This window comes from Longitalea arenae (genome assembly GCF_016924755.1).
Lineage (GTDB): Bacteria > Bacteroidota > Bacteroidia > Chitinophagales > Chitinophagaceae > Niastella > Niastella arenae.
Genome location: NZ_JAFFJX010000002.1, coordinates 887845 through 912794, shown reverse-complemented (window position 1 = coordinate 912794; position 24950 = coordinate 887845). Strand labels below are relative to the sequence as shown.

Sequence of the window (24950 nt, the reverse complement as noted above, 5' to 3'; positions counted from 1 at the left end):
ATAATGATTGATAGTTGGCTCCATCAAACTATTTATGCTTCCCCGCAGCCGCGGATTGCTGCTTTATGGCATCCTCGAACAATGACCGTACGGAATAGGTACCGTATTTTATTTCATCGGATGCGTAGGGAAGCAGTTTTTGCAAAATAGTTTTGATCCCGATCTTTTTTGATTCACAGAAACGCACCAGATCACCGAAGTAAACCATTTCATCACGCGCTTCCGGTTCCAGGTTCCTGGCCATGAATAATACCAGGCTCAGGGTGATATACTCTGCACTTCCGCTTTGGACATTCAGGTCCATTTCTTCGAAAGTGGGTGTAATGTAATTCTTCAGGCGTTGGGTGTCTTCGAGCAGAATGGCCATGGGCTGCAGATCTTTAAACGCATTTCCGGCCAGTACCTCTCCGATCGTTGTTCTGATATATGCCAGTTCCGGTTGGATCTTTTCCCTGTATTCAGATTCAATGGACCGCATCTCTTCTACCCAACCGTCTTTTGTAAAATCAATGCGGCTTTCTTTTGCCCGCAATTCGTCTACATACTTATGGGTTATTTCTTCGTCTATCATTTCGATTTTCGACTTTACAGTGCCAATGTTTTCCATATAGGTTTTTTAGTGGATAATCTACTGTACGGTGCCAGGTTCAATGAACCGCAATTTCACCCTCGTTCGCCTGCCTGATCTTTTTCCTGGTATAATTCTGTTTCAGTTCTTCAACGGTCTTTTGCCAGTCGTCGCCATAGGCTGCTGTCATTTTATTGTTAACGGTCACTGCCAGCTCGTCTTCTGTAGATCTTTTATGTTGAACGTAATCATAAGCCATAAAGGGGTATTCAGACGCCTGGATCTCCTCTATGGTCAGCTGGCTGCTGAGTTGTAATGCCTGCCGGGCTGCCTGTAGTTTTTCTTCCTGCCAGCTCTTGTAATCGGCAAAGATCCAGGCTTTGTAATAAGCCGATACGGCCTGGCCGGCGAAGTTGTAGGCGACCGCTTCCTCGCCGGCTTTCATAAACCACTCCAGGGCTTCTTTTCTTTCTTTCTGGATCTGGCAATCAGCTCCCTTGTAGGTATAATATTGCAGCAACATGGGTTTGATGGATTCATTGCCGCGGGCAATTTCCTGTTTGCATAAACGGATGCCGGTATCGAGCAACGCATTGATGCGCTCATGGTCTTTAAAATTGAACAACATGCCGGCATAACTGATATACGCTGTGGCAAGCAGATTTGTATCGCCCGTCTTCTTACCGCTTTCAATGGCCTTCTCGCCCCATTCAAACACCCCGGCTTTGTTCTTTTTGCTGGCAGCCTCGCCCATTTCGAACATACATTTTCTGAAAAATGCATAGGGATCGGTGGCAGCGCCAGCGGTAGCTATCTGCCGGATGGCGTCCTGCATCCGCAGATCATGTTTTAACGTTACGGTATAACCGGTGTATTGTTCAAATACTTTCCCCCAGAAATTGCCATCAACATGATCGAATACCAATAGCTGCATACCTGGTTCTTTGATCTGTTCCATCCATTGCTGCAACCATTGCTCAAATTGCTGCACACTGTTCATATGTTTGGGCAAAAGACTGAATACAAAAGGAACTTCCGGTTGACCGATCCAGTTCCTGTACGACTGGATCATTTCGGGTAATAACTTATTGCAAGCGGTATAGTTCTTCTCTTCCACTGCCTGGCGGAAGGCGCTGCACTCCCAGGCCGTTTTTATTCCTGCTTTTTCGAGCAGTTGTTTTTGTTTTGGATCATCATATTCCCGGAGCCAGTTCTCAATAAGGTCATGGCTATAGGTTTTTACAGATGTAAACGGTGTATAAAAGAATACGAACAGGTTGTTGAGTTTTCCATGGGGCGAGGCTTCGAGCCTGCAAAATCCTTCGTACATGCGGTGATCTTCCGGTTTCAACATCCAGCGGATAAGAGTGTGGTGGGGTTCAACGTTCGTATTCCAGACCTTCACCATTTCATCGATCCGAATGGTTATGGGATTATGCTCGTTCATAAATAAGGTATTTAATACGGTCCTTTACACAGAAATTATTTTAGTTGCTGAGATCCAGGCCATCCAAATAATATCAGGATGAAGAATTACAACAACTAAAATATTTTCCGGCCATGCAGCACATATATGCTGGGCTATTACAATCAGTTTAGCAATTGATCAGTACCTGACCGCCCACAACGCAGGTGTTCAGGTGGCCATCTATTGATACCTGGCCTTCCGACGAATCGACGCTTACGCTTTTATTGCCACTTATCTTTGTATCACTTTCGCCGTGCACTTTGGTCAGATTATCTGACTTCACGTTTGCCAGTTTTTCTGAATAAATGGTCATTTCATTTAACCCTTTCCAGGTACAGATATCAGTAAGCGTACCGGTCAGTGTCTTTGCATCTACTTTGATCTCCTCTTCCACATCGATGATCATATTTTTTGTGGTAAGCTTTATTTCTTCCTTGGCGTCGATCCAGATCTTTTTCTTGGCGTTCACGGTTATGTTTCCGGAACCATCGAGCAGAATGCTGCTGCCGTCTTTATCCTCGACGAGTATACTGCCATCGGCATCATTCATAATTACCTTATTACCACTCCGGGTTTGCAGGGCTTTTACATCGTTGCCGCCATTGCTGAAGGCATTGGGCGCCTTGCCATGGTATACTGTTCCTATAATATAGGGCTTGGTAGGACTGTCGCCTTCGAACCCTACGATCACTTCTTCGCCTACTTCCGGTATAAAAAACATTCCTTTACCGCCACCTCCATGTGGACTGGTCACTCTGATCCAGGGTGTTTTCTCGGTTCCGTTCATCCAGTGAAATTTTACCCGCACCCGGCCCAGGCCTTTAGGATCGTGGTTATCAGTTACAATACCGCTTTGTGTTTCTGAATGCGGCATGGCGCCGGCTTTTACAGGCGGCACTTTTATGCCGGCAGGAACAGCGGTAAATTCATTGTTGTAATTGCCATGCCCATCGAAATAATGACTGATGGAAAGCACGGTATACTCACCATAATTTTCACCCGACAGGTTATACATGTTGCGGCCCTGTACATTGATGTTGCCGCCGATCTTAACCCCCGGATGCTGGCTGCTTCCGGTGAAACGAACCGTATTACTGCTTTGCATAGCCGTACGGATATTAATGGCATCGTCCAGCTGTTTTTTATTACTCACGAACTGGTTGTTCCAGAATTTGGGCTGCGTAGCATAAACATTGTTACTGGCCTGCAGTACATGACGGCCCAGCTCGTTGAGCCCGGCTTTGCTTTCTATGCTTTGCGGCGTACTGTTATATACTTCATGATTGAGGTAATCATATGCCATCATCTGGCTGTTGGCCGGCTGTACCTGCAGGGCCATACTGAAACGGCTGATATTGCTGCCGAATGTGAGCGCTGTGGCTTCTGAAGCTTTGGGTGCTCCGAGCTGCAGCTGGTTGCCATCGTAGAACAACCATTCGCCATAGTTGGCGCAGAGGAATGAGAGGAATTGCCAGGCCGTTTGTTTGTACTGGACCATGTAAGCCAATGTTTCCGGATAAGAGGGTGAGATCTGCGGTTGCAGCAGGTTTTGCGGAAAATGTTTCAATACATCCTGCGCAATGTTCTTGATGGCCTTTTTCTCCCAGCTTTTACAGTGGGGACCATTATCCAGTACAATGGTGGGACTGGTTCCGGAGATAATGATATTGCCTGTATGACCGCTGAACCGGTCGGCTTCCACCTGCATCACAATACCCCTGAACTGCAATCCGCTGCCGGTGCCCGGGGTGCTGAAGGATGCCTGTAATATACCTCCGATGAGGTTACGGGAAGATTGTAACATGCCTCCTTCCATTCCTTCAAGGGACTCTGCAGGACATACAAGCCGGAAATAATGGTGATCGAAGATATTCTGGGTTAGCTGAAAAGAGGTAATTTGTTTAATAGGAGTTCCGGCAATGGTTATATTGCTACTAATTAGTTGGGCCATAAAAAATGTTATGTCGTTTATGGTTATTGGTCAATGCTAATACTAATGTGCTAATCCCGCAAGGCGGGACAAGTTGTGCTGATTTACTAATCCCGCAGCGCGGGACAAGTTGTGCTAATGCGCGTAGACAAATAATCGGGAACCTGCCTTTCGCCTTAGCTTTAAGCCTTTCCTTCAGCCTTTCGTATCACTGCGGCCAGTTGTTCTTGAATTTCGATTCATTTAACTTCACTTCTTTGGCGCTGAGTGTTATCTGCACCTGCATCGGGCTCTCACTGTTGTGATCATAGGTCTCGTAATAATCTACACAATGCGCATCGGAAAACTGCAGGGTCTTCAGTTTGCTTAAATTATCCCGGCGATAAAAAGTAATGGAGCCGCTTTTGGTCTGTGTTGGACTGATCATCCAATCGAACAGGGCGGTATTTCCATTGCTTTCTACTATGAGCGTTACAGCGCCACCTTGCGGAATCGCAGTAGGTTTTCCGGTTCCATCGGTAGCCTGCGTAAAACGAAATGCACAATGCAGCACATTCAACTCTTCGCCATCTAACTTAAGTTTTGCTAGGAATGACATGGAAAATTGATTAGTGTTTTAGTATAAACTAGGCTTTTATGGAAGGGGCCATTCATCCCAGGCGTTCGGGATGAATGGCATTCCTTCATTTACTACTGATGATACTTTTAATTATACCCACTCGTTTTCATGTTTACCGCTACCTACTTCAATGCTTTTGGCGCTGAGCGTAAAGGTTTCGGTAACAGGCATATCGTTTGCATTGTCAAAATTCTCGCGGTACTCTACCAGATAAGCTTCGCTGAATTTCAGTTCTTTCAGGGTGGCATCGGTATCACGCTTTACGAAAACAACTGAACCGTCTTTGCGTTCAAAGTTGTTTATCATCCACTCGAATAAATGGGTGTCGCCGGTAGACTCAACGGTCATGGTGATCTTACCACCGCGGGTGATAGAGGAAGGACGGCCTGTTGCATCGGTTTCCTGTTTCAATGCATAGGTACATGAGAGGACATTCACATCCTTTCCGGCAACTTTCAATTTTGCTTTAAAAGACATAATTAATGGTTTGATGATTAAAAAAATGGTATATAGACCAAAAAATAAAAAAAACGATCCCTGTTGGCCGGGAACCAGTCCTGACCAAATAATAGTTTACTAGGCGGTGTTAAAACCTGGAGTTAAAAACGGCCATGCAAATAGACTCCTTGCAGCATCATTGGACAATGATACTGTCATTTGCTACTACAGAATGGGTATCCATTGAGGTGACTCAAGGAACGGGGGTGGCCGTTGGGTGAGGCTTGGATTTTAAATGTATCTGAGTTACTCTAAGCTTAAGCAGCCAGATGTTCGAGCTTATCCTGGCATGCCAGTGTTACAGGTTACAAGTAACAGGTTTCAAAGGGCATCAGTGCAGCTGTACTTCCCTGCAACCTGAAACCTGGAACTATACCTATGCTCAGATACATCGAATGCACTCAGTACTATTTATCCTGCTCGTATTTTGAAGACCACTCCGTTTTATCGGCGTCGTCTCCCTTCTGCCCCTCTAACTTGATCATGAAGGTTTTTGCGGGGAAATACGGTTTCAGATGAATGTCGAGGTAGATGCGGTCTTTCTGAACAGGGTCCTGCTCAAACCGCTTGATGGTAAAGTTTTCAATCAATTTATTCGGACCAGTAATGCCATCGAGGAATTTAACGATCTGACCGTTCAATTCCTTTCTCGTGGATGCGTTGAAGTTCTCAAAAGCACGACGGTTCAAAAAGTCCATCATCACTTTGGTAACATAATCAAACACCCGCACTACCGAGTATGTTTGTAAGCCGAGATTGTCGCCATTGAACAGGGTTTTGGCCGAAAATGCCATTACCTTGCCGTATTCTTTCACCATGGGAATCAGACCCAGTTTCTCCAGGCTGGCAATTTCACTTTTCTTCAGGTCGAAGCGAACGCCGTCTACTTCATTGATGCCACCGAATTTTTTACCGGCTGTAACCTGCGACATCAGGGTGTTGTAGATCTTTCCGGCCAATGCGGCTGATGGAGGCACCATGAGGTCGTCCTCTTCTTCGATCTCTGCAAAACGGCCACGGCCAACCAGCCAGTTACAGGCCATGATCACATTCGAACGATAAGGATCGCCACCGGTAAGATTCGCTGCTTCGAACAATTCCATGACATCATCCGGTGAATCAAGGTCTTCGAAATCGGTCACCAGCATTACTTTATTCTCATAAGCGATCTTTGCCCATTTTTCCACTACTTTATTGCTGCCTAGATAGCCGGGCAGGATGAGAATGCTGTAGTTATTACGCAGGTCGAGGCGGTCGTAATTATCAACCAGCTCGTTGTGAACAGCATCAATAAAACGGGTATTGTCGAGATCCCTCAATTGATCGGGATCGGCATTCATGACCGATACATTCTTAACCTTAAGGCTTTCTGTATTTTTAAAGAAGAGGGCTACAGAGCGGTAGGATCTTTCCAGTTGTTCGGTTTCTTTAACAGCAGCTTTCAGGTTCTTTTTCAATACCTGGCCTGCCTGTTCTGACCTTTCATTACAAATTTTGATCATATCGGCAGGATCATCGGCGCTTTGCAGTACATCCAGCCACAGCTTCAGTGTTTTCTTAAGCGCAGTACGCTCTTCTTTTTTACTGCTCTCTTCGAGGAAGATCTTTTTCCTGGCCTTTCTTTCGGGATTGATATTTTGTACAGCATCGATAGCTGATTCCAGCAGATCAAATCCGCCGAATTTAGCAAGGCCCTGCACACTGTTTTCCAGTTGTTCAACCGGTTGCAACGCTTCCTTAAGAGCCGTTTGCTGGGCGGGTTTAATGGATTCAGTACTCATGATAACGATTTAATGATAAACAGATAAATAAGTAATAGGGATCTTACCTGGCCGAGTCAAGCTCCTGGATAAGCGACTGTAAAGCTTTAATAATATGATCCTTTGTTTCAGGATTGGCGAGCGCCTGTTTAAGCAGTTTGTTGCTCTTTAATTGCTTGATGATCTTCTGATATTGCAATTGCTGCATATTTACATCTCCCAGGTATTCACTTTGGGCAATGATACCCTTGGCGCCAAAATCGGCCAGTCCTTTGAAATGAAGGGTTTCCCTGCGCATGGCGCCGTCTTCCGTTTCAAAGGTCATATCCACCTTCGGTTTGTAATTTTCGAAAACATCGTCGATACTGGTTAAACCTTCTACAATAACAGGTTTAACAGGAGGATCGTAAGTGAGTTTTTCCGCCAGCAAAACGCGGTTTTGAGGAATGTCTGCAAAGGCTTCGAAAGCATCTGTTTTTACTTCCGTACCACCAATTCCATAAGGTTCAATGCTCATGATAGATATTTTTGGTTTTCAGAATAAGACTGGCTCTCCGTAATGCACAATCGAATATAATTTACGAACAAACCGGGGTTTATGGATTGGATATCAGACAAAAAATTCCTGGATGGGTTTTACAAATTTCAATCCAAATTTTTAAAGAACAAACAATTAATTAAAAATCCCCAGTAACCTTTAAGTAAAAACACGCTTGAAAATCTTTCTAATCAAGCGCTAATATGAATAAATAAATTTATTTATTTCCGTTAGTAACGGTGACAATTCATATAAAGTTAATGTTGCACGGAGTCTCATTTTTTTGACATTGGCATGGCTGTTAGTTATTCACATTATCACAAAGCCATACATATACTAAATTCAGTTTGCTTATGCACTCTTCCATTCAAAGAGGCCGTTAGCGTCCAGATCCAGTGTCAATGTTGATGCACCAGCAGCGCCTGCTTCACCACTAATGATCTTACGCGATAAAGGCCGCCGAAGGTTATTCCTGATAACGCCGGCCAGTGGCCTGGCTCCATATTGAGGAGCAAAGCCCATAACTGCTAATTGTTTTTTAGCTGCATCGCTGAGCTGTAATGTAATACCCTGCTTTTCCAGTGAACTATATAAACCGCGCAATTGAATGTTGAGGATGCGTTCAACCATCTCATTGGTCATGGGGGCGAAAGGACAGATCTCCGTTAAGCGCCCCAGGAACTCAGGCCTGAAATAATTACTCATGATCTCCATCAACTGGGAAGAAGAAGGAACCTGGTTCTTATTAAAAGAATCCACCACATACTGACTGCCGATATTGGACGTAAAGATGATCAGTGCGTTGGAGAAATCACCTTCCTTGCCCAGCTTGTCGTGCAGCTTGCCTTCATCCATGATCTGTAAAAAGATGTCGAAGACCGACTGGTGGGCCTTTTCAATTTCATCGAACAGCACTACAGAATACGGTTGCTGCCTGATCTTGTTGATCAGCAGACCGCCTTCTTCATAACCCACATAGCCCGGCGGTGCGCCATATAATAAAGCAGCGGAATGTTCTTCTTTAAATTCCGACATATCGAACCGGATCATCGAAGCTTCATCCTGGAACAGGAAATCTGCCAGCGCTTTGGCCAGTTCCGTTTTACCGGTACCGGTAGGTCCCAGGAAGAAGAAAGAGCCAATGGGTTGACCCGGTTTGCCCAAACCAGCTCTTGATTCAAGAATGGCTTCGCTGATCGACCGGATGGCATGATCCTGCCCTACCACCCGTTGTTTCAGCATCTCCTCCATTTTTAATAACCGTTCTTTTTCCTGCGCCTGCACTTTACCAATGGGAATACCTGTTTTGTGTGCTACAATAGCAGCCACATCGGCATGGTTCAATGTTAAGCGCTCGTCTGCAGCCATTGTTGATACGGCATCGTAGGCTGTATGCAGATAAGCAATGATCTCGGCGGCCGTTGTCATTTGCATGGGATCCGCTTCTGCCTGTACCGCGGCCCATAAGATCGGACTGAGCTTGTTGCGCAACTGGTTGTAATGCCATTTCCAATCGTCTGCTGTATATTTCTCCGGTTCTTTATTCATGTCATCAAAAGCCGCCCGCATTTCTTCCACTACCTGTTTGCCGGTATCCCGGGCAAGGCGAAGGGCTGCCATGGTATGATCGGCCAGGTCAATGGCCGCATCGGGCAAACGGCGGTCTTTTACATAGCGTTTTGCCAGGCGGATGGTGTCATGCAGGGTGTCATCTTCAATGGCTATACCATGGTGTTTGCGGTAGTGCGGCATGATCATTTGCATCATGCGGAAAGTGGTGGCAGCATCAGGTTCATCTACCTGGATAACATCAAAGCGCCGGGCAAAAGCTTCATCCTTTTCAATATGCTTGCGGTATTCTTCCAGCGTGGTGGCGCCAATAACGGTGAGTTCGCCGCGCGCCAGTTCGGGTTTTAATAAATTGGCCGCGCCGGCCATGGCGCCCTGTTTATCCATCAGTACATGCATTTCATCAATGAAGAGAATGGCCTTTTCGAATTGTTTTACTTCCTGGATAATATTTTTCAAGCGCTCTTCTACTTCGCCTTTATACGATGCGCCGGCTGCCAACGCGCCGTTGTCGAGTTCAAACACCTGGGCGTTCTCCAGGAAGCGCGGCACTTTCTTTTCTTCAATGGCCAGGGTGAATCCATCTACCAGGGCTGATTTACCCACACCCGGTTCGCCAATGATCAACACATTGGGTTTTGACCGGCGGCCCAGGATCTCAGCCATTGCCCTGATCTCTTTATCCCGGCCGGTAATAGGATCGATCTTACCCGCTTTGGCCCGTTCATTTTTATGGGTACAATATTTCAACAAGGCCTGGTGACTGGAATGTTTTGCTGTGACATTGGTTGTTGCAACGCCGGCGATCTTGCTCAGGGTTGCATCAGCCACTGATTGCGCCAATAATTCCTGCCTTTGAATGGGAAAGGTTTTCAACTGTTCATAACTGAAGCCAACCCCTGGTGTGCTTAAAGCTGCCAGCACATGCAGGGTTTCCAGTTCATCACTGCCGGTCATTAACCGGATGGTATCAGCTTCTTCCATCACCGCTTTCACCGGTTCATCGGGGCTAAGCGTATCATCGAGGCGGGTGGCTTTGGGCAGTGTTTCCAAACGCACATCCGCCCATTCTTCCATATAATAAATGTCTTTATCCAGTTGCTTTAGCAGGGATTGCAATCCCGCGTCTTTATGCAATAACGCTTTTAACAGATGTGGTGGCGCAATATGCGGATGCATATGTTCACGCGCAATCGCCTGCGCTATATGGTTCATTTTTTTGAATGCATCCGAGACCGTTATCCCTAATAATTGATCAGTCATTACACTGTTTTTAGATTAACCAAAACCTTTATTTCTGATTTCTGATTTATTATTTCTGATTTGGGGGATTTATGATTGGGAGATTTCAAATCCTAAGATCTGGAGATCAGAAATCTCATAATCCTAAAAGATGCCGAGGAATTCCTTTTTCATTTTCAGGCTTACATTCAGTCCGATCAAACAATTATTCTCGCTGCTCTTTATCTGCTGCACATTCAGTTGTTTGATCTTTTTATCTGTCCTGATAGAGCTGAGTTTGTTACAGAACTGGGTGAAAGTTATTTCAGTGCCATTGAGACTTACGGGCACATTCAGGTTATTACAAAAATAGGGCGCAAAATTCTCTGCCGTTAAATAGTTGTTCACTACGCCACGCAGTTTGGTTTCCAGCTCCTGTTTGCTGATGCTTACTCCCTGCGGTTTGGGCGGTTCGGTAACCGCAGGCTGCGCCTGGTTTTGTTCTTCGAGTGTGGGCGTTTGCGGACGGGCGGGTACAACCACAAAGGAAGGCTGCCGGGAAGGCATTCGCGTGTTCGATCTTGACGGCGCCACAGTTTTATCGTTCACATACACCTTACAAACCCCCAATTGTTTGGGATCATTGTTCAGGATCAGGGAAATGGTCTTTAAGCCCGGTGTTTTGTATACATAACTGGCGGTGGAGGAAGTGGCGTCTACAACAGCGGTTTCACCAAAACGCCATTCCCAGCTATGCGCACCGGCGGTAGTATCCTGGAAGGTGACCGGCTTGCCTACTTCGGCCATTTGCGGACAAACAAAGCGGGGCATCAGCAGCGGGTTCTCCAGTTTGGGCGCTTTTGTAATATAGATCGTTTTGTATTCGGTACAAACGCCATTTATCGTAAGGGCAACCGTATATTCGCCCGGCAGGTTATAGGCATGAACCGCTGAGCTGATATTGGTCTGGCTTTTCTCATTGTCGCCAAAATCCCACTGAAATTCTTTGGCATACAGGGCATCGGTCTCGAAGCGAATAGGTTCGTCGGTACGGAAAAAATTCGCTTTTGCCTTTATGTGAAAATCGAAGCAATGTTCATAGTTCTTATACTTGAAGCCGGTGATCACCAGTCCCAGCAAGGCCGTAATGATCATTGTGAGAATGACCTTTTCATCGAGATAAGCCAGCTGTAATTTTTTATTTTCCATAATTTTACTTTTTCGTTCACGTTTGTTACGTGGGTGTGTCTTTGTAAACCGTATTGTCAGCTATGAAACGAATTACCTTTTTTCAATACAGTTCCCGTGTTATTCTTACTGGCAAGCTGCCAGCTTTTGTGGGTGTTGCCGCTTTGTTCTTGCTGGTTGCCTGCTCCGGTTCCCGCAGATCGGCCAATCAGTATGAGACCATAGTAGTGAAACCGGCAGATGCTTCGCTTACACTTCCCAATGCCAGTGCTGAAAAAAAGCTTATTGCCAAATACGCCGCTTTTATGCGGGCCAACCCGGATAGTCTTTCCAATATCGTATTGTATGCGTTCATCGATAAATGGCTGAAAACGCCGTACAAGTACGGAGGTAATGATGAAAAAGGCATCGATTGCTCGGGCTTTATTCAACGCCTGCTCGGCGATGTATACAAGATCCAGGTGCCCCGCACCTCGGCGCAACAGTTCTTTACAAAAAATGTGGAGCCTTTTCATGATAAAACCTATTTTTCTGAAGGTGACCTGGTCTTCTTTCGTACGGTTCCCGGACAGCCTATATCCCATGTTGGCCTGTATCTGCATAACCGGTATTTTGTCAACGCTTCTACTTCCAGTGGCGTAAGCCTGGCCAACCTCGATGATCCTTACTGGAAAAAGCGCTTTGTTGCTGCGGGTAGGTTAAAGTCAATAAGCAATCGGCAATTGGCAATAAGCGATAGGCAAAGTCGTAAACGTGAAACGGCAAACGTTAAAAAAGAACATTATTTCCATCGACTTTCCTGTGGCTGTTGTCATTAGCACATTAGCTAATTATCAAATTATCACATTGGCTAAAATCCTGCTGCCGTGCTGGCCCTTCTCAGCAGATCGATATCGCGGCGTGCCTGGTCAAGATCACGTTGCGTTTGTTCATATTTTCCTTTATAATCTTCGAGCTGTTTTGGCAGATCGCCCATGCTTACCACTTTGTTGGTAGCATCCTGGTAACGCAGGTACAGGTCGAGCACATTCTTGTTCATCCTGCTGTACATGCTGCTGTCTTTGTATTGCAGATCTGTAAGCTCCCGTAATTTGGCAGCGATCTGCTGGTTCAGGTACATGCTGTTTACGCCCGGTTGTTTCAGCGAGTCGATCAGCATCTTCGCCTGATCCATGCTGGTCACAAATTTTTCCTGGGCAATGCTTTGGTTGCGGTAACGGGTAACCTGTTCGCGCAATACTTCATTTTCTTTGTAGGGAATCCGCATGTCGAAATAAATGGCTCCTACTATGAGCCAGACGGCAATAATGAAAAAGAACAAAAACTTTAAAAATGCACGGTTCCTTTCCCTGTGATTTAATACGGTTGGCATTTTTGGTTGGTTTATTATGATGATTCATTAATTAATCTGCCAGGAAACTTCTTCTTTTCTTTATGGGCGCTGCTTCTGCCTGCGGGATCAGGACCTGCTCTTTTACAAATATGCCGGTCTCTTTTTTCTTGCCAATGTACTCGAGGCGCGACAGGCTGCTGAACAGGGCTGAAATGATCTGGGTAAAACGCAACACTTTTTCCAGGGAATCATTTATATCCAGGTGATTGTACTGGTAACTGCACAAGGTGGTGATAGCTGATTCAAGTTCGCCCTGGCTTACGCCACACCATTCGGTACAATAACTGATCAGTTCATCCTTGCTGGTTCCGGTATAAAAATCAATCGTATTTTTTATGAGCCTTGCCATACCTGTTACGGCGGTTATCATAAATACCGGCGGCTGGTAGATATAAGATAATTTGAAATTGGTATATTCAGTGGCAGTGAACACGCTCAGGTTCTCGCATATTTTGTAAATGGCATCGGCGAGTTCATTCTGCTGTTTCTTTTGTAATATTTTCTGAATGATCTGCAGGGCATATAATTCCATCTGGCCAAAGAACTGTTCCAGCCCGGCATGCACTTCCAGTAATTCGAAATGGCTGTTCACTGCCGTACAGGGTGGAATATAATTGTCCAGCAGGCGAACGACCTGTTCTTCTACGATTACCTTCCCTACCGGAACCTGGAATTGTCCCAATGAAACAGCGCTGGTTTCCTGCGCCGGTAATAAGGTAAGATGATATACCGGCATGGTAAATGGCATACGCGGTGGCGTTTCTTTAGGATCAGCTACACCAAAAGGCACCCGTTCGTATGGATCGATGCTTAACACTACATAATAAAATTCGGAGCGGTCTTTCAACTCACTGAAGGGCACCTGCAGCCCTGGAATACCGGCCGATAACTGCTGACCGGTAAGCGATGTATCCGTATCGAATTCCATCACATAACCGCCTCTTGAAATAGCCCGGCATCGTTGAATGCGCAGGTGTACGGTCTGCTCATTATCGAGTGATAAAAATAATTTGGCGGAAGTATGATGGCGGTCGAATACCGGCAGCAATCCATAATTGTGTTCATTTAAAAAACTGCTTACAGTGTGCGCCTGCCGGTAAGTGAATGCATTGTCCTGTGTAATAAAATGCGTTTTGTTGATCTTCATCCCATCTACCCAGTTTACGGGCAGGTATTCACGTGTTGCCTCCATGCGTAATATATTTTGTGGTTTCAAGCTCAATTTTCAATAATGCGGCTGCATACAATGACATCGTTCTCCCTTATGCGGTTAAGGAAAATGGTCTTATCTGCATCCATATAAGTGGTTAAGATGGTGTACCATTTCGGCTTTTTGTAAAACATCCAGCCATAAGGTTTACCGGTGCCATTTGAATACAGGATCTGGCCCTGCGGATGGCGTTCGTTATAATCGTTGATGAAATAATAGAACAGCTGGCCCAGTTCCATGTCTACCGGCGCCTTGGCCCTGAAATTGGTAAAATAAGTCTCCTGTCCGTTCTTCTGAAATTCAAAGCTGATGAGCAGCATGTTCTTCAGTTTACTTTCTTCCGGGTCGGCCATTGGTTCATGTACCGGGTAATACCATTGGTTCAGTACCTTGGGCGGAATGGCCAGTGCTGCCAGGAAGGTGTGCCAAACAAATAATGGAATAATGAAGAAGAGGGTCGACCACATCATGGGCAGTTCGAGCCCTTCGCGGTTTACCCAACGGTAAGCGAGTAAAAAGCAAATGGCGCCGGCCAGCAGGATCAGCAGGGTAAAGATGAGGTCAGGAACAAAGGACTGCCTGTCTTTCCCCCAATCCATTTTCCGTTGCATCATGTAAATATGGAGGGCGCCGTAGAGCAGGAAAAGCACCTGGAAGAAGATAAAGTATCTGTTATAATTGGAAAAGAAACCGGTCGCAATGAACAATCCGGTCAGCGCAAAGACGGCCACAGAAATCAACAGATACCAGATAGCTCTTTTGCTGAATGGTTTAAAGCTGTTACGGATCTTTTTGGCAAAAAGGCCGATGATCGATGAAAAGCTGATCAGGCCGATCCCCAGGTAAAGTAACAGTCTGTTAAGTTCGGGTGATAACATAATATGATAATTTGCTAATGTGCTAATATGCTAATGAAATACAGTATACCGCCTGTTTTACTATAGAACCGCATAACCCAAGATCGGGCTTTCCGCTTCATTCAATGCTACCAATGCCCTGGAACGGTCTACTTCTACATTGATAATGATGTCTGCTTCTGCAGGTGCGAAATAATTATTGAACACCTGTAACAGTATATCATTGTCGCCCCCCGGGCAATAATCAACAGGTCTTGCATTCGCTAACGGACCAATATTGTATTGCAAACAGGGATAATCTTCTGAAAATCTTTGTCCGCAAACCAGGTCATTGCCCAGTTCGCCCATGCCCAGGCGGAAAGCATTTCCCGGCGCTATACACTCCGCAGGCGGCACCGGTGTAATGGTCACTTTTTCCTGCAACAGTATTTCCAGGCATTGCTGCATTAACGGCAGGTCGCCGGCAATGGCGTGTGCATAGGGTAAAAGCAGTACCAGCAACATGGCCGAGCTTCTGTTCAAATTCTCCGGGAATTCCCAGAATGTAAAAAAGTAGTCGTTCAGCAAACCATTGTTCATGCCGGCCAGTAAGTGCTCTTCCTGCCGTTCGATCATTACCCGTTGCTGAAAAAAACTGTTTTCAATGGGTTGAAAGAATTTCCGGGCGGCCATTTCCTTTTTGCGGTCGATACGGCTTTGAGCGGCCATTTCGGTGGCGGAGCTGTTCGACCTGGCATTATTAAAGGGTTGGTGGAAAAGACCTTCCGGCACAAGATCATAGATGCCGGAACGGGATAAGCGAAGCTGCAGTAACTGGCGCAAACGGGTATCATCGATCATGTTCATGGCATACAGATCACTCCGGTATTCGCGGTAAAATTTTCCATCGGGCAGCACGACGAAATCCTCCGGATGCACATCGTGCTGCAGCGCCTGGTTTACGAGGGCCTCTGCTTTAATATCATAGAGAAAAGCTGATAGCTCTTTGAGAAATGTTTCTATTGCAATTTGTCGGGACATTGATTAATGGTTATTGGTCGATGTGCTAATTTGCTAATGTGCTAATTTGCTAATGTGCTAATGTGCTGATATGCTAATGTGCTAATGAATACACGCTTGCTTAGTTGCCCGTTTCTCCTTCCTGCTTATTCTTTAATACTCGCTTTTTCCAGTCGCCACTCGCCACTTGTCACTCGGTACTTCATTTCTCCTTCGTCCTTCCTGCTCATTGTTTAATGTTTGTCTCTTCCCTACTCGCCAAGTTGCTATTCGCCACTACTTCAGAGTTCCTGCTCTATAAACACCCTGAAAGGTGTTAAGCCGGCTGATCTTTCGGTCAGCTGCTGCACCAGGCTTTCTTTCCAATAGGAAAGCTGGTTTTTATCCTGCGCATCCATATAATCTTTACGGTTCAAGCGGATGGTAACATCGATGGTACGGGTAAAACCCTGCGATACCTGGCGGGGGACCATTACGCCTTTGGCTACCTGGATCTGCCTGGCCATCGCTCCCATTTGCAGGCGGCAGAAGATCTTTATGTCTTCCAGGCTGATCAACCGGTCGCGGGAAAGCAGGGCCGATTTATAGGCGGTAATGCTTTCCGAGGCGCTCAGGCGATTGCGGCCACCCATGGTGGTTGTTACCAGGGTACAGGTGGTGTGATACGGACTATTGGTATGATACACCTGCATACTGGTACCGGCTTTTATATCATTGCCTTTTTCGCCGCACGTGCTCCAGTATTTAATGATCAGGTTACTGATTGCTTCATTGGTCTCTTTACGGATCACCAGGAAGGGCGTGAATTCCCGGTTCAGGTCGCGGTTGATCATTTGCTGTTCCAGCTTGTAAATGATCTGCTGCAGCTGCTTCAGTTCTCCTGTGAGAAAACTGCGGCCGAGCACCGAGAAGGCCGCACCTTCATCGCTCAATAACTGTACAATGTGTTCAATGATCATGGAGGCGTCCCGTTCGTCAAATCGCCCTACTCCACCCTGCCTCAATATTACCGTTAGTTTCTCATGTACGTTTTTTTCGAGGGTCCGGATGTTGTACACGTTATCATCGAGGTCTGAAATTTCCTGCAGGTCGAAAAAGATATCATTCGTGTACATAGGAACAATGTTCAATATGTCGCGAATGGCGTAGGTTGTTTCATGTAAACGGGCGTTCACCACCGGAAAGCAATTGATATGGCATACGACATCCTGCAGTACCGAGCTGGCAATATTTTCCGGGAATTGCACTTTTAGCCAGTGTACTTTTTCGGCGCGTAAGGATAACAGTTCATTTTTATTGAATGCCTGTGACAGCCCGGCCGGCCAGCCTTCCTTTCCGGTGAGCCTGTCATTTTGCGGATGGCGAATCGTAATGAACCTGGGTTTGTAATAGGCGTTTACAAAGGCTTTGAATTTCCAGGCGGCGGTATTCTTTCTAACCAGCAGCTGCTCTATATCCAGCAGCTCGCCGCTGATATTTTCCTGGTTATACCCGGGTAGTGCAGCTAATTCCTGGTCGTCATAGAACCAGCGGGCCTGTGGCAGGTTCTTATAGAATAATTCTTTATTTACTTCATTTCTGATCTCGAAATAGAATTGGGTATTGTGCAGGTTGAGGCGGTCGCCTGTGAGGCCGATCCACAATACCCCTTGCTCCAGTTCTTTTTCCGGCAGGCAATGGGTGATCACTTCCTTGGAGATCATTTCGCGGTACCGGAACAGTTGATGACCGGTGGCCAGGTAGGTAACGGCTGCGTTATTAATGTGAAAGCTGGCGCTGGGTGCAAAATACAGATCCTTATAACCGGTACCGGCCGTTTCATAGCTGGCATTTATTTTTTGCGAACAGAGGAACTGGTCACTTTCTATCAGCGTGGCGCCGTCGTCTACTGTTCTTGCATGCATGACGGCATGGGCCGGCAGGGGCCCGCTTAACACTTCCGGTGACAATAATTGCACCATCCGTTCCAGTAAACGGGCGCGTGAGGCATGCACTTCATTGGAGATCTTTTCCAGTTCCAATGCGCAGGCAGAGAACAGCACATTCACCAGGGGATCGAATGAAGATTCGGTTTCATCTTCGGGATATCCCCACAGCCTTGCAGCCGTTTTCATCATCCGGTTCTTTATTTGTTCCCGATTTTCCATGTATAATAATATGTTACTGATTATGTATAACCAGGTTGCTAATGATCAGGCCTGGTATCAGGTTAACTATACGATAACGGGCTCACAAAAAAGCTGTCGCGGAAAGTAATGTCTTCGCTGGTAGCCGTGAGTCTGGCGGTTATTTGAATGTCAAGGCGTTTTTTTACCCGTCGTTCGGAAGTAAAAGCGCTTACCTCTTCCTGTTTTACCAATACATCTACTCTAATGCCATCCAGCCTTTTTTCATGTTTGGAGATGGCCTGTAACAGGGATTCTTTCATCCATTCCTGTTGCCGGGTGCGGGCAGTAAGATTATCAAAATCGTGATCCCAGATGGAGTTGCCAAAATCTTCATCGCTTTGCATTTCACCAAAGGCGGTGGTAATGATCAGGTGCAGGTTATGGCCAACCGATTGTTTGAGCGTACAACCAGGATGCTCTTTCTTTTGCATCAGTAATTCGGGATCCAGTGGTAATGTATAATACTTAAGCCGCATGATCGAAAAAATTAATGTATCGGGTAAGACGAGTCAACGTAAACAGTGAAGCGTGTCAAAAGGGGAATGTCTTGATCATGCTCTCAGCAGCAAAACGAAATTAATACAAAAAAAAGATTCAATGTGTATCTTTTTAGTACCAATTTACGTGCCGTTTGAATAAACGGATGTTTTAAATTAAAATAAAAATTCGAAATTGGTGTAAAATTTGTTGACAAGCAGAGGCCTTTCGGCTGCGCTTAGGGTATACATTGGCTCTGCTCAGGACAATAACACTGCTGAGCAGGAAATCTGAAGAAGTTTCTGTTACGTTTATGTAATAAAGCCTGGGAATACCCAGATACCATTATCAAAACCTTACTCATGAATTACAAATACATTGTAGTTGGAATAGACGGCACGGGCTCCCGTGAATGGATGTCTACAGATGGAAGCAACAGCAATACTTATAAATTTATCCGCGACGTTCATTACGGTTCCATGCAAATCGACCGCCGCTGGTATCATGGTCCTTCCAATACAATAACCGGCAGCGATAGTGAACCCATCTTGCAGGAAGCGCTGAACTTTATTTACCAACGCATCAATGCCCTCTTCCCCGAAGTGCGCTCGCGCTCTATAAAGCCATTGGAAATGTTCGACGTGAACAGCTGTATGCAGAACCGCGAACGTACGACCCGGCAGGTGATGGAAAGCCACGGGTATAGTGTGGTGGCCCGTACACCGGTGACAGTAACTGCCGGGATGCTGGCCAATCAGCCCCTGACGACCGATGATGTGCGCGTAGTATTGATCGGCCACAGTCGTGGTGGGTTGGCCGTTACTGCATTGGCGAGAATGTTGAGCCCCCTCGTGCGGGTTTATTTTATGGGCTTGTACGACTCTGTAGACCGCCAGGGATGCCTGGATGGCATGAATGTAGAGAACGTAAAGTTTGTGGCACATGCGCGCCGCCATCCCGATGTGAAATCGCGTACTTATTTTGGAAATACTTCACTTAAATATATTGGTGTTGATCACGCTGAAGAACGTTTCTTCTATACCTCGCATGGTGGTGTCGGTGGTTCATTTGTTACCAACCCGAAGGAAGTGACTGCTTTTGGCGATTCTTCCTGCCTGCCAACCATTGCTGTACACACAAGAGCCGGTTTTCATGAACTGATGAATAATCCGGCGCTGGTACAAAAGTTTGGAAAGAAGATGGACCAAATTTGTGCCGATGGCAGTGATGAAGCGGATGCGTTCATCAGAACACAGGCCCGGAAATATGGCGTTCCGGTTTCTTAATAGTTATTAAGTTATTCAGTGAATAGTTGCCCGCTTTACCATTGACCATTCACCATTGACCATTGACCAGCACAATTGGCCTATCGATTTTTTCAGAATTGGACTAAAGGCAAACGGTCTTTAGTTGGTATTTTTACCGGGTAGTTGAACCAATCAACAATACCAGCTTTATCAACTTTCAACTCCCTCAACATGATACCGATAAGCGATCTCCTGCTGTTTGCGCTGGCTGCATTTGGACTGGTGATCAGTCCGGGCCCCAATATGATCTATCTTATTTCCCGCTCCATTACCCAGGGACGCAGGGCCGGGTTGATCTCTCTGGCCGGCGTTATTTGCGGTTTCCTCTTTCACATCATAATGGTGTCATGTAGTTTAACTGCTGTGCTGTTCACTATACCGTACGCATATACTATTTTAAAAACAGCCGGTGTAGTGTATTTGCTCTACCTGGCCTGGCAGGCCATCAAACCTGGCAGTAAAAATATATTTGAAGCCCGTACCGACCTGAAATCCGATACCCCCGGCAAACTTTTCCGCATGGGTTTTTTCACCAACGTGCTCAATCCGAAAGTAGCGGTCTTTTATTTATCCTTTTTTCCGCAGTTTATAAAACCAGCTTATGGATCGGTGTTCATGCAAAGTGTAACCCTGGGTTTGGTGCAGGTAATGGTAAGTTTTACAATTAATCTTATTATTGTGCTGCTGGCAGCGAGGGCGGCCCGCTGGTTTTCGGCCAATCCCAAATGGATCCGCATCCAGAAATGGTTTATGGCAGGTATACTTACCGGGTTGGCAGCGAAAATGGCGCTTGATAAAGCAAAATAAGTTAATAAGTTAACTGTTAAATTCAATCTAAAGTAAAAAGGCAGTCTTTTAGCTCATGTATAATGGGTGTATTTTAAACATCCAATCCCCGGCTGCATGAACCGAACTTTACTGTTGATCTACCTTATCGGCACTGCTGTTTCTTTCGCTCAGGCGCAATCGTATAAAGTGTATGGTAAAGTAACCAATACCCGGCTCGAGCCGCTGGCCTTTGCGTCTGTGCAGGTGAAGGAATGGCGGCATGGTACCGTTACCAAAGAGAACGGCAGCTATGAGCTTGAACTGGAAGCCGGAAAATATGATCTGGTTTTCAGTATGGTTGGTTATAAATCGCAGCTGATCACCATCGTTATACAAAAAGGAGATTATGTACAGAACCTGATCCTGGAACCCGATCATTCAAAAGACCTGTCGGAAGTAGTAGTGAAAGGCAGGGTGCGTGACCGTTCAGAAGAGATCATCCGACAGGTGATCCGTAACAAAGAGACCATTCAATCAGCCGCCGGACCTTATTCCTGCACCGTATATATCAAAGCAGTTCAGGAAGATTCACTTACCCTAAAAACAAAAAAGAAAAGAACCAGGGATACATTGCCCGCAGCTATACAGGCCGATGCAAATGCCGGGCTCGACCGGATGGCCATGGCTGAAATTGTACTGCAGCTCGATCAATCGCCACAAGGCACTAAAGAAGAACGCCTGGGCGTAACCAAACGCGGCAATACAGAAGGTTTGTTCTATTTATCAACTACGCAGGGCGATTTCAGTTTTTACAATAACCTGGTTAAAACGCCCGCTATTTCAGAAACGCCTTTCCTCTCGCCTATCAGTTATAGCGGACTGCTGGCCTATCGTTTTAAGATCATCAGAACAGAAAAACAGCATGGCCTCAAATTATATGTGATCAGTGTGAAGCAACGCCAGGTAAGCAATGCGACCGTAGAAGGAGAAATAACCATTGCTGATAGTCTGTGGGTGATCACGCATACGAGATTGAAATTCCCCTCCTATCATTTGCCGGAATATGATTTCTTTGAAGTGGAACAACATTATGAGCGCATTCAGGATACAGCCTGGATGATCACCCGCCAACAGTTCACCTATTTTTCAAAAAGCAACCGGGCCAAAAAGTCAGGTGTTACCGTTGCTACGTATAAAAACTTTGCGCTGCATAAACAGTTCGGTAAAAAACATTTTGGGACGGAAATAAGCGCGACGGCGCAGGAAGCCTATGAAAAAGACAGCAGTTTCTGGCAAAATAACCGTACGGAACCCCTGACAGAAAAAGAACTGCGGTTCATTCATTATAAAGACAGTGTTTATCGCGCACGCCATACCAGGGCCTACCTGGATTCCGTTGACCGGGTAACCAATAAGATAACCTGGAAAAAATGGTTTTGGAGCGGACAGGAATTTAATCATCATGAAAAGGAAGAACATTGGTCCATACCACCCCTGCCCCAGTTATACCAGCCTTTTCAATTTGGCGGCTCCCGCATCATGGCCTACCTGAATTATTCCAGGATCTTTCCTTCGCGCAAAGCCGTGTGGATCTATCCGAATGTCAGTTATGGTCTTCGCAACCGCGATATCAATGGCAGTGTCTCCATACGTCATTTGTATAATCCTTTCAACAGGGGCATTGTAAGGCTTTCTGCCGGCCGGCAGTTCCAACTGATCTTCCAGGGCGATGCCTGGATCAACCAGCTTAAGCGCAGCAGTGTATACCTTGAAAATGGTTTGGGCATCGGACATGAGCTGGAACTGGTGAATGGCTTATTCCTGTACACGGATCTCGATATCGCCTTTCGCCGTTCGGTCAGCGATTATAAGACCAATCCACAGGTAGATAGTATCTTCGGCGAACTCTTACCCGGAAACCAGGCCATTGCTTTTGAACCCTACAATGCTACCTATGGCAAGATCAGATTATCGTATACGCCGCGTCAACGTTATATCAGGGAACCAAAAGAAAAGATCATCCTCGGATCAGCCTGGCCTACATTCTATGCTTCCTGGCGAAAAGGTATTGCCGGGCCCCTCGGCAGTAAAGTCAATTTTGATTACCTCGAATTCGGTTTAGAACAGGAGATAAAATTAGGCCTGGTGGGTATTGCGACCTATAGTGCCAGAACGGGCAGCTTTTTAAATACAAAAGACCTGCGGCTGGTTGATTATAAATGGCAGCGCCAGGGCGATCCGCTGCTCTTCATGAATCCGCATGAAGCATTTCAGTCGCTCGACTCAACTTTTGCCGTCTTCAGGCGCTTTTACCAGGGACATTTTGTGCATGAATTCAATGGCGCCCTGATCAATAAGATCCCGCTGCTGAAGAAACTGCAGTTGCGGGAAGTGGCCGGCGGCGGTTTCCTCTTTGCGCCGGAGCGTTCCCTCCGCTATGTAGAGAGCTTTGCGGGCATTGAACGTGTTTTTAAATGGCCATTCAATCCATTAAGTAAGTTCAAGCTGGGCGTATATGTAGTGGGGTCTGCCGCCAACAAATTCAACAATCCGGTACAATTCAAGATCGGGATCACTACCTGGAACAGAAGAGATAATAAGTGGCATTAAGATTATCATGACAATGCTAAAAATAAAAGCCCCTGTTCATGTAGGATTAACCATTAATTGATCGTTTTATATGATGTTGGCAAATTTATTGCTTATCAGCAGGGATCTTTGCAAAAACCGGATAAGATCATCCTGTTCATTAACCTAACCGTACAAAATGATACACCAGGAAGCATTAGCGCTTGCAAAAGTTTTATGGAACTATCACCAGCTGCACCATACGCTGGAACGATCGGATTGCATCCTGGTATTGGGCAACCTCGATACCCGCACGGCCGAACGGGGCGCTGATCTTTATTTGCAGGGATATGCCCCCATTATCATTTTCTCAGGAGGCCTGGGTAAACTTACCAAAGACCTGTGGACAGGCACTGAGGCCGATCTGTTTGCCAGGATTGCGCTCGACAGAGGCGTACCACCCGAAGCAATATTTATCGAGAATAAAAGCACCAATACGGGCGAGAATATACTTTTCACCCAACAGCTGTTACAGGAGAAAAACCTCCACCTGAACAGTTTTATCGTAGTGCAGAAACCCTATATGGAACGCCGCAGTTATGCCACTTTCAAAAAACACTGGCCCGATAAAAAACTGCTCGTGACCTCTCCGCGGCTAAGTTTTGAAGAATACCCGACCAATGATATTACTGTCGAAAAGCTGATCAACATGATGGTGGGCGATCTGCAACGCATAAAGCTGTATCCTGAAAAAGGATTCCAGGTATACCAGGAAATACCCGATTTTGTTTGGGATGCTTATGAGAAGCTTGTTGGTATGGGCTATAATAAACAACTCATCAAACAGGATTGAAATCATTCCTGATTTCGGGATTGCGGGATTTTTAGATTTCTTTCGAGGTTATGCTTATAACAAACCTCAAGATCCCGAAATCCGGCAATCTCAAATACATAGATTTTTGAACTGATTATTCAAGGTCAGTATTATTCAAACACCACCGTCTTATTCTTATAAACAAACACCCTGTCCTCAAATACCAAATGAAGCGCCTTTGCCAGCACGGCCGTTTCAATTTCCTTACCGGCTTTCATCATATCGCCTGCCGTCTGGGAATGCGTAACCGGAATGATCTGTTGTGCAATGATGGGCCCTTCATCCAGTTCATTGGTCACAAAATGAGCGGTGGCCCCAATTAATTTCACGCCCCGTTCAAAAGCCTGCCTGTATGGATTGGCGCCTACAAAGGCCGGCAGGAAAGAATGGTGGATATTGATGATACGCCCCGTATAGCGGGCCACAAAATCGGGCGATAAAATACGCATGAACTTAGCCAGCACAATATAATCGGGCGAATACTTGTCGATCAACGTAGCCACCTGCGCCTCAAATGCAGGCTTCTCCAATTGTTCATGTGATACGAGGTAAAAAGGGATATCGAAGCGCTGGCAGATGTTTTGTAACACGTCGTGATTACCTATGACACATTGAACCCGGGCGCCCAGGGTTTTGAAATGATTGCGGATAAGAATATCGGCCAGGCAATGATATTCTTTGGTCACCAGCACCACCACTTTTTTCTCGGGTAATGGATTTACTTTAATGATAGCATCCGGCGGCAGTACCTGCTGCAGTTTTGATTCCAGGGCCTGGGAATCGGTTTCTTTTTCGAGATGGATCCTGATAAAAAAACGGTTCTCTGCCTTGTCAACATGCTCGCGCAAAGAGACGATATTCAATTGTTCTTTCGCCAGAACGCCCGTAATACCAGCCACCAGCCCAACCTGATCTTTACATTGAATAACGATAATCATACGTGGAATCAATAAGATGAGCAAGATAATCA

General features: G+C 45.9%; 21 protein-coding genes. 5 read left to right on the top strand and 16 right to left on the bottom strand.

The genetic code is table 11. The features are described from left to right. Nucleotides 1-28: 28 nt before the first annotated feature. The 9 genes from JT717_RS08390 to JT717_RS08350 form a co-directional block, all read right to left on the bottom strand. Nucleotides 29-607, bottom strand: coding sequence for a hypothetical protein (locus tag JT717_RS08390; protein ID WP_205509751.1), 579 nt, complete (start codon nt 605-607; stop codon nt 29-31). A 40-nt stretch (nt 608-647) separates the two neighbouring features. Beyond that, complete coding sequence (locus JT717_RS08385) at nt 648-2015, bottom strand: hypothetical protein (protein WP_205509750.1); 1368 nt, start codon at nt 2013-2015, stop codon at nt 648-650. Nucleotides 2016-2163: 148 nt separating this feature from the next. Further along, complete coding sequence (locus tag JT717_RS08380) at nt 2164-3987, bottom strand: type VI secretion system Vgr family protein (protein WP_205509749.1); 1824 nt, start codon at nt 3985-3987, stop codon at nt 2164-2166. Nucleotides 3988-4174: 187 nt separating this feature from the next. After that, the gene (tssD, locus tag JT717_RS08375) at nt 4175-4564 is read right to left on the bottom strand and encodes a type VI secretion system tube protein TssD (protein WP_205509748.1); all 390 of its coding nucleotides are present in this window, start codon (nt 4562-4564) and stop codon (nt 4175-4177) included. Between the two features lie 111 nt (nt 4565-4675). Then, nucleotides 4676-5062 carry a type VI secretion system tube protein TssD gene (gene tssD, locus JT717_RS08370; RefSeq protein WP_205509747.1) on the bottom strand — a complete coding sequence of 129 codons (387 nt, stop codon included), beginning with the start codon at nt 5060-5062 and terminating at the stop codon, nt 4676-4678. A 428-nt stretch (nt 5063-5490) separates the two neighbouring features. Continuing rightward, entirely contained in the window at nt 5491-6864 is a 1374-nt protein-coding gene (locus JT717_RS08365; protein WP_205509746.1) for a DUF5458 family protein, read from the bottom strand. Between the two features lie 43 nt (nt 6865-6907). Next, nucleotides 6908-7360, bottom strand: coding sequence for a hypothetical protein (locus tag JT717_RS08360; RefSeq protein WP_205509745.1), 453 nt, complete (start codon nt 7358-7360; stop codon nt 6908-6910). Nucleotides 7361-7732: 372 nt separating this feature from the next. Continuing rightward, complete coding sequence (locus JT717_RS08355; RefSeq protein ID WP_205509744.1) at nt 7733-10213, bottom strand: ATP-dependent Clp protease ATP-binding subunit; 2481 nt, start codon at nt 10211-10213, stop codon at nt 7733-7735. A gap of 123 nt (nt 10214-10336) precedes the next feature. Then, a complete protein-coding gene (locus JT717_RS08350) occupies nt 10337-11380 on the bottom strand; it encodes a PKD domain-containing protein (RefSeq protein WP_205509743.1) in 1044 nt (347 codons plus the stop codon). Nucleotides 11381-11442: 62 nt separating this feature from the next. On the opposite strand from JT717_RS08350, the gene JT717_RS08345 reads away from it, so the two are divergent. Continuing rightward, nucleotides 11443-12177 (top strand): C40 family peptidase, encoded by a 735-nt coding sequence (locus JT717_RS08345; RefSeq protein ID WP_205509742.1) that lies wholly within the window; start codon nt 11443-11445, stop codon nt 12175-12177. A 32-nt stretch (nt 12178-12209) separates the two neighbouring features. On the opposite strand, the gene tssO is transcribed toward JT717_RS08345, so the two are convergent. The 6 genes from tssO to JT717_RS08315 form a co-directional block, all read right to left on the bottom strand. Beyond that, complete coding sequence (gene tssO / locus JT717_RS08340; protein ID WP_205509741.1) at nt 12210-12731, bottom strand: type VI secretion system TssO; 522 nt, start codon at nt 12729-12731, stop codon at nt 12210-12212. 31 nt (nt 12732-12762) lie between these two features. Beyond that, nucleotides 12763-13944 (bottom strand): hypothetical protein, encoded by a 1182-nt coding sequence (locus JT717_RS08335; RefSeq protein ID WP_205509740.1) that lies wholly within the window; start codon nt 13942-13944, stop codon nt 12763-12765. A gap of 26 nt (nt 13945-13970) precedes the next feature. Further along, the gene (locus JT717_RS08330) at nt 13971-14840 is read right to left on the bottom strand and encodes a TssN family type VI secretion system protein (protein WP_205509739.1); all 870 of its coding nucleotides are present in this window, start codon (nt 14838-14840) and stop codon (nt 13971-13973) included. A gap of 60 nt (nt 14841-14900) precedes the next feature. Continuing rightward, the gene (locus tag JT717_RS08325; RefSeq protein WP_205509738.1) at nt 14901-15839 is read right to left on the bottom strand and encodes a hypothetical protein; all 939 of its coding nucleotides are present in this window, start codon (nt 15837-15839) and stop codon (nt 14901-14903) included. Between the two features lie 260 nt (nt 15840-16099). Continuing rightward, on the bottom strand, nt 16100-17965 hold the full coding sequence (locus JT717_RS08320; RefSeq protein ID WP_205509737.1) for a type VI secretion system baseplate subunit TssF: 1866 nt from the start codon (nt 17963-17965) through the stop codon (nt 16100-16102). Nucleotides 17966-18027: 62 nt separating this feature from the next. Further along, a complete protein-coding gene (locus JT717_RS08315) occupies nt 18028-18462 on the bottom strand; it encodes a GPW/gp25 family protein (protein ID WP_205509736.1) in 435 nt (144 codons plus the stop codon). A gap of 363 nt (nt 18463-18825) precedes the next feature. On the opposite strand from JT717_RS08315, the gene JT717_RS08310 reads away from it, so the two are divergent. The 4 genes from JT717_RS08310 to JT717_RS08295 all read left to right on the top strand — a co-directional run bounded on the left by JT717_RS08310 (nt 18826) and on the right by JT717_RS08295 (nt 23959). Further along, nucleotides 18826-19749 (top strand): hypothetical protein, encoded by a 924-nt coding sequence (locus tag JT717_RS08310; RefSeq protein WP_205509735.1) that lies wholly within the window; start codon nt 18826-18828, stop codon nt 19747-19749. Nucleotides 19750-19941: 192 nt separating this feature from the next. Continuing rightward, a complete protein-coding gene (locus tag JT717_RS08305) occupies nt 19942-20577 on the top strand; it encodes a LysE family translocator (RefSeq protein WP_205509734.1) in 636 nt (211 codons plus the stop codon). A gap of 96 nt (nt 20578-20673) precedes the next feature. Beyond that, nucleotides 20674-23148 carry a DUF5686 and carboxypeptidase regulatory-like domain-containing protein gene (locus tag JT717_RS08300; protein ID WP_205509733.1) on the top strand — a complete coding sequence of 825 codons (2475 nt, stop codon included), beginning with the start codon at nt 20674-20676 and terminating at the stop codon, nt 23146-23148. Nucleotides 23149-23305: 157 nt separating this feature from the next. After that, nucleotides 23306-23959 (top strand): YdcF family protein, encoded by a 654-nt coding sequence (locus JT717_RS08295; protein WP_205509732.1) that lies wholly within the window; start codon nt 23306-23308, stop codon nt 23957-23959. A gap of 131 nt (nt 23960-24090) precedes the next feature. Here JT717_RS08295 and purU read toward each other — a convergent pair whose 3' ends face one another. Next, nucleotides 24091-24918, bottom strand: a complete 828-nt coding sequence (gene purU / locus JT717_RS08290; protein ID WP_205509731.1) for a formyltetrahydrofolate deformylase — start codon at nt 24916-24918, stop codon at nt 24091-24093. Nucleotides 24919-24950 lie beyond the last annotated feature (32 nt).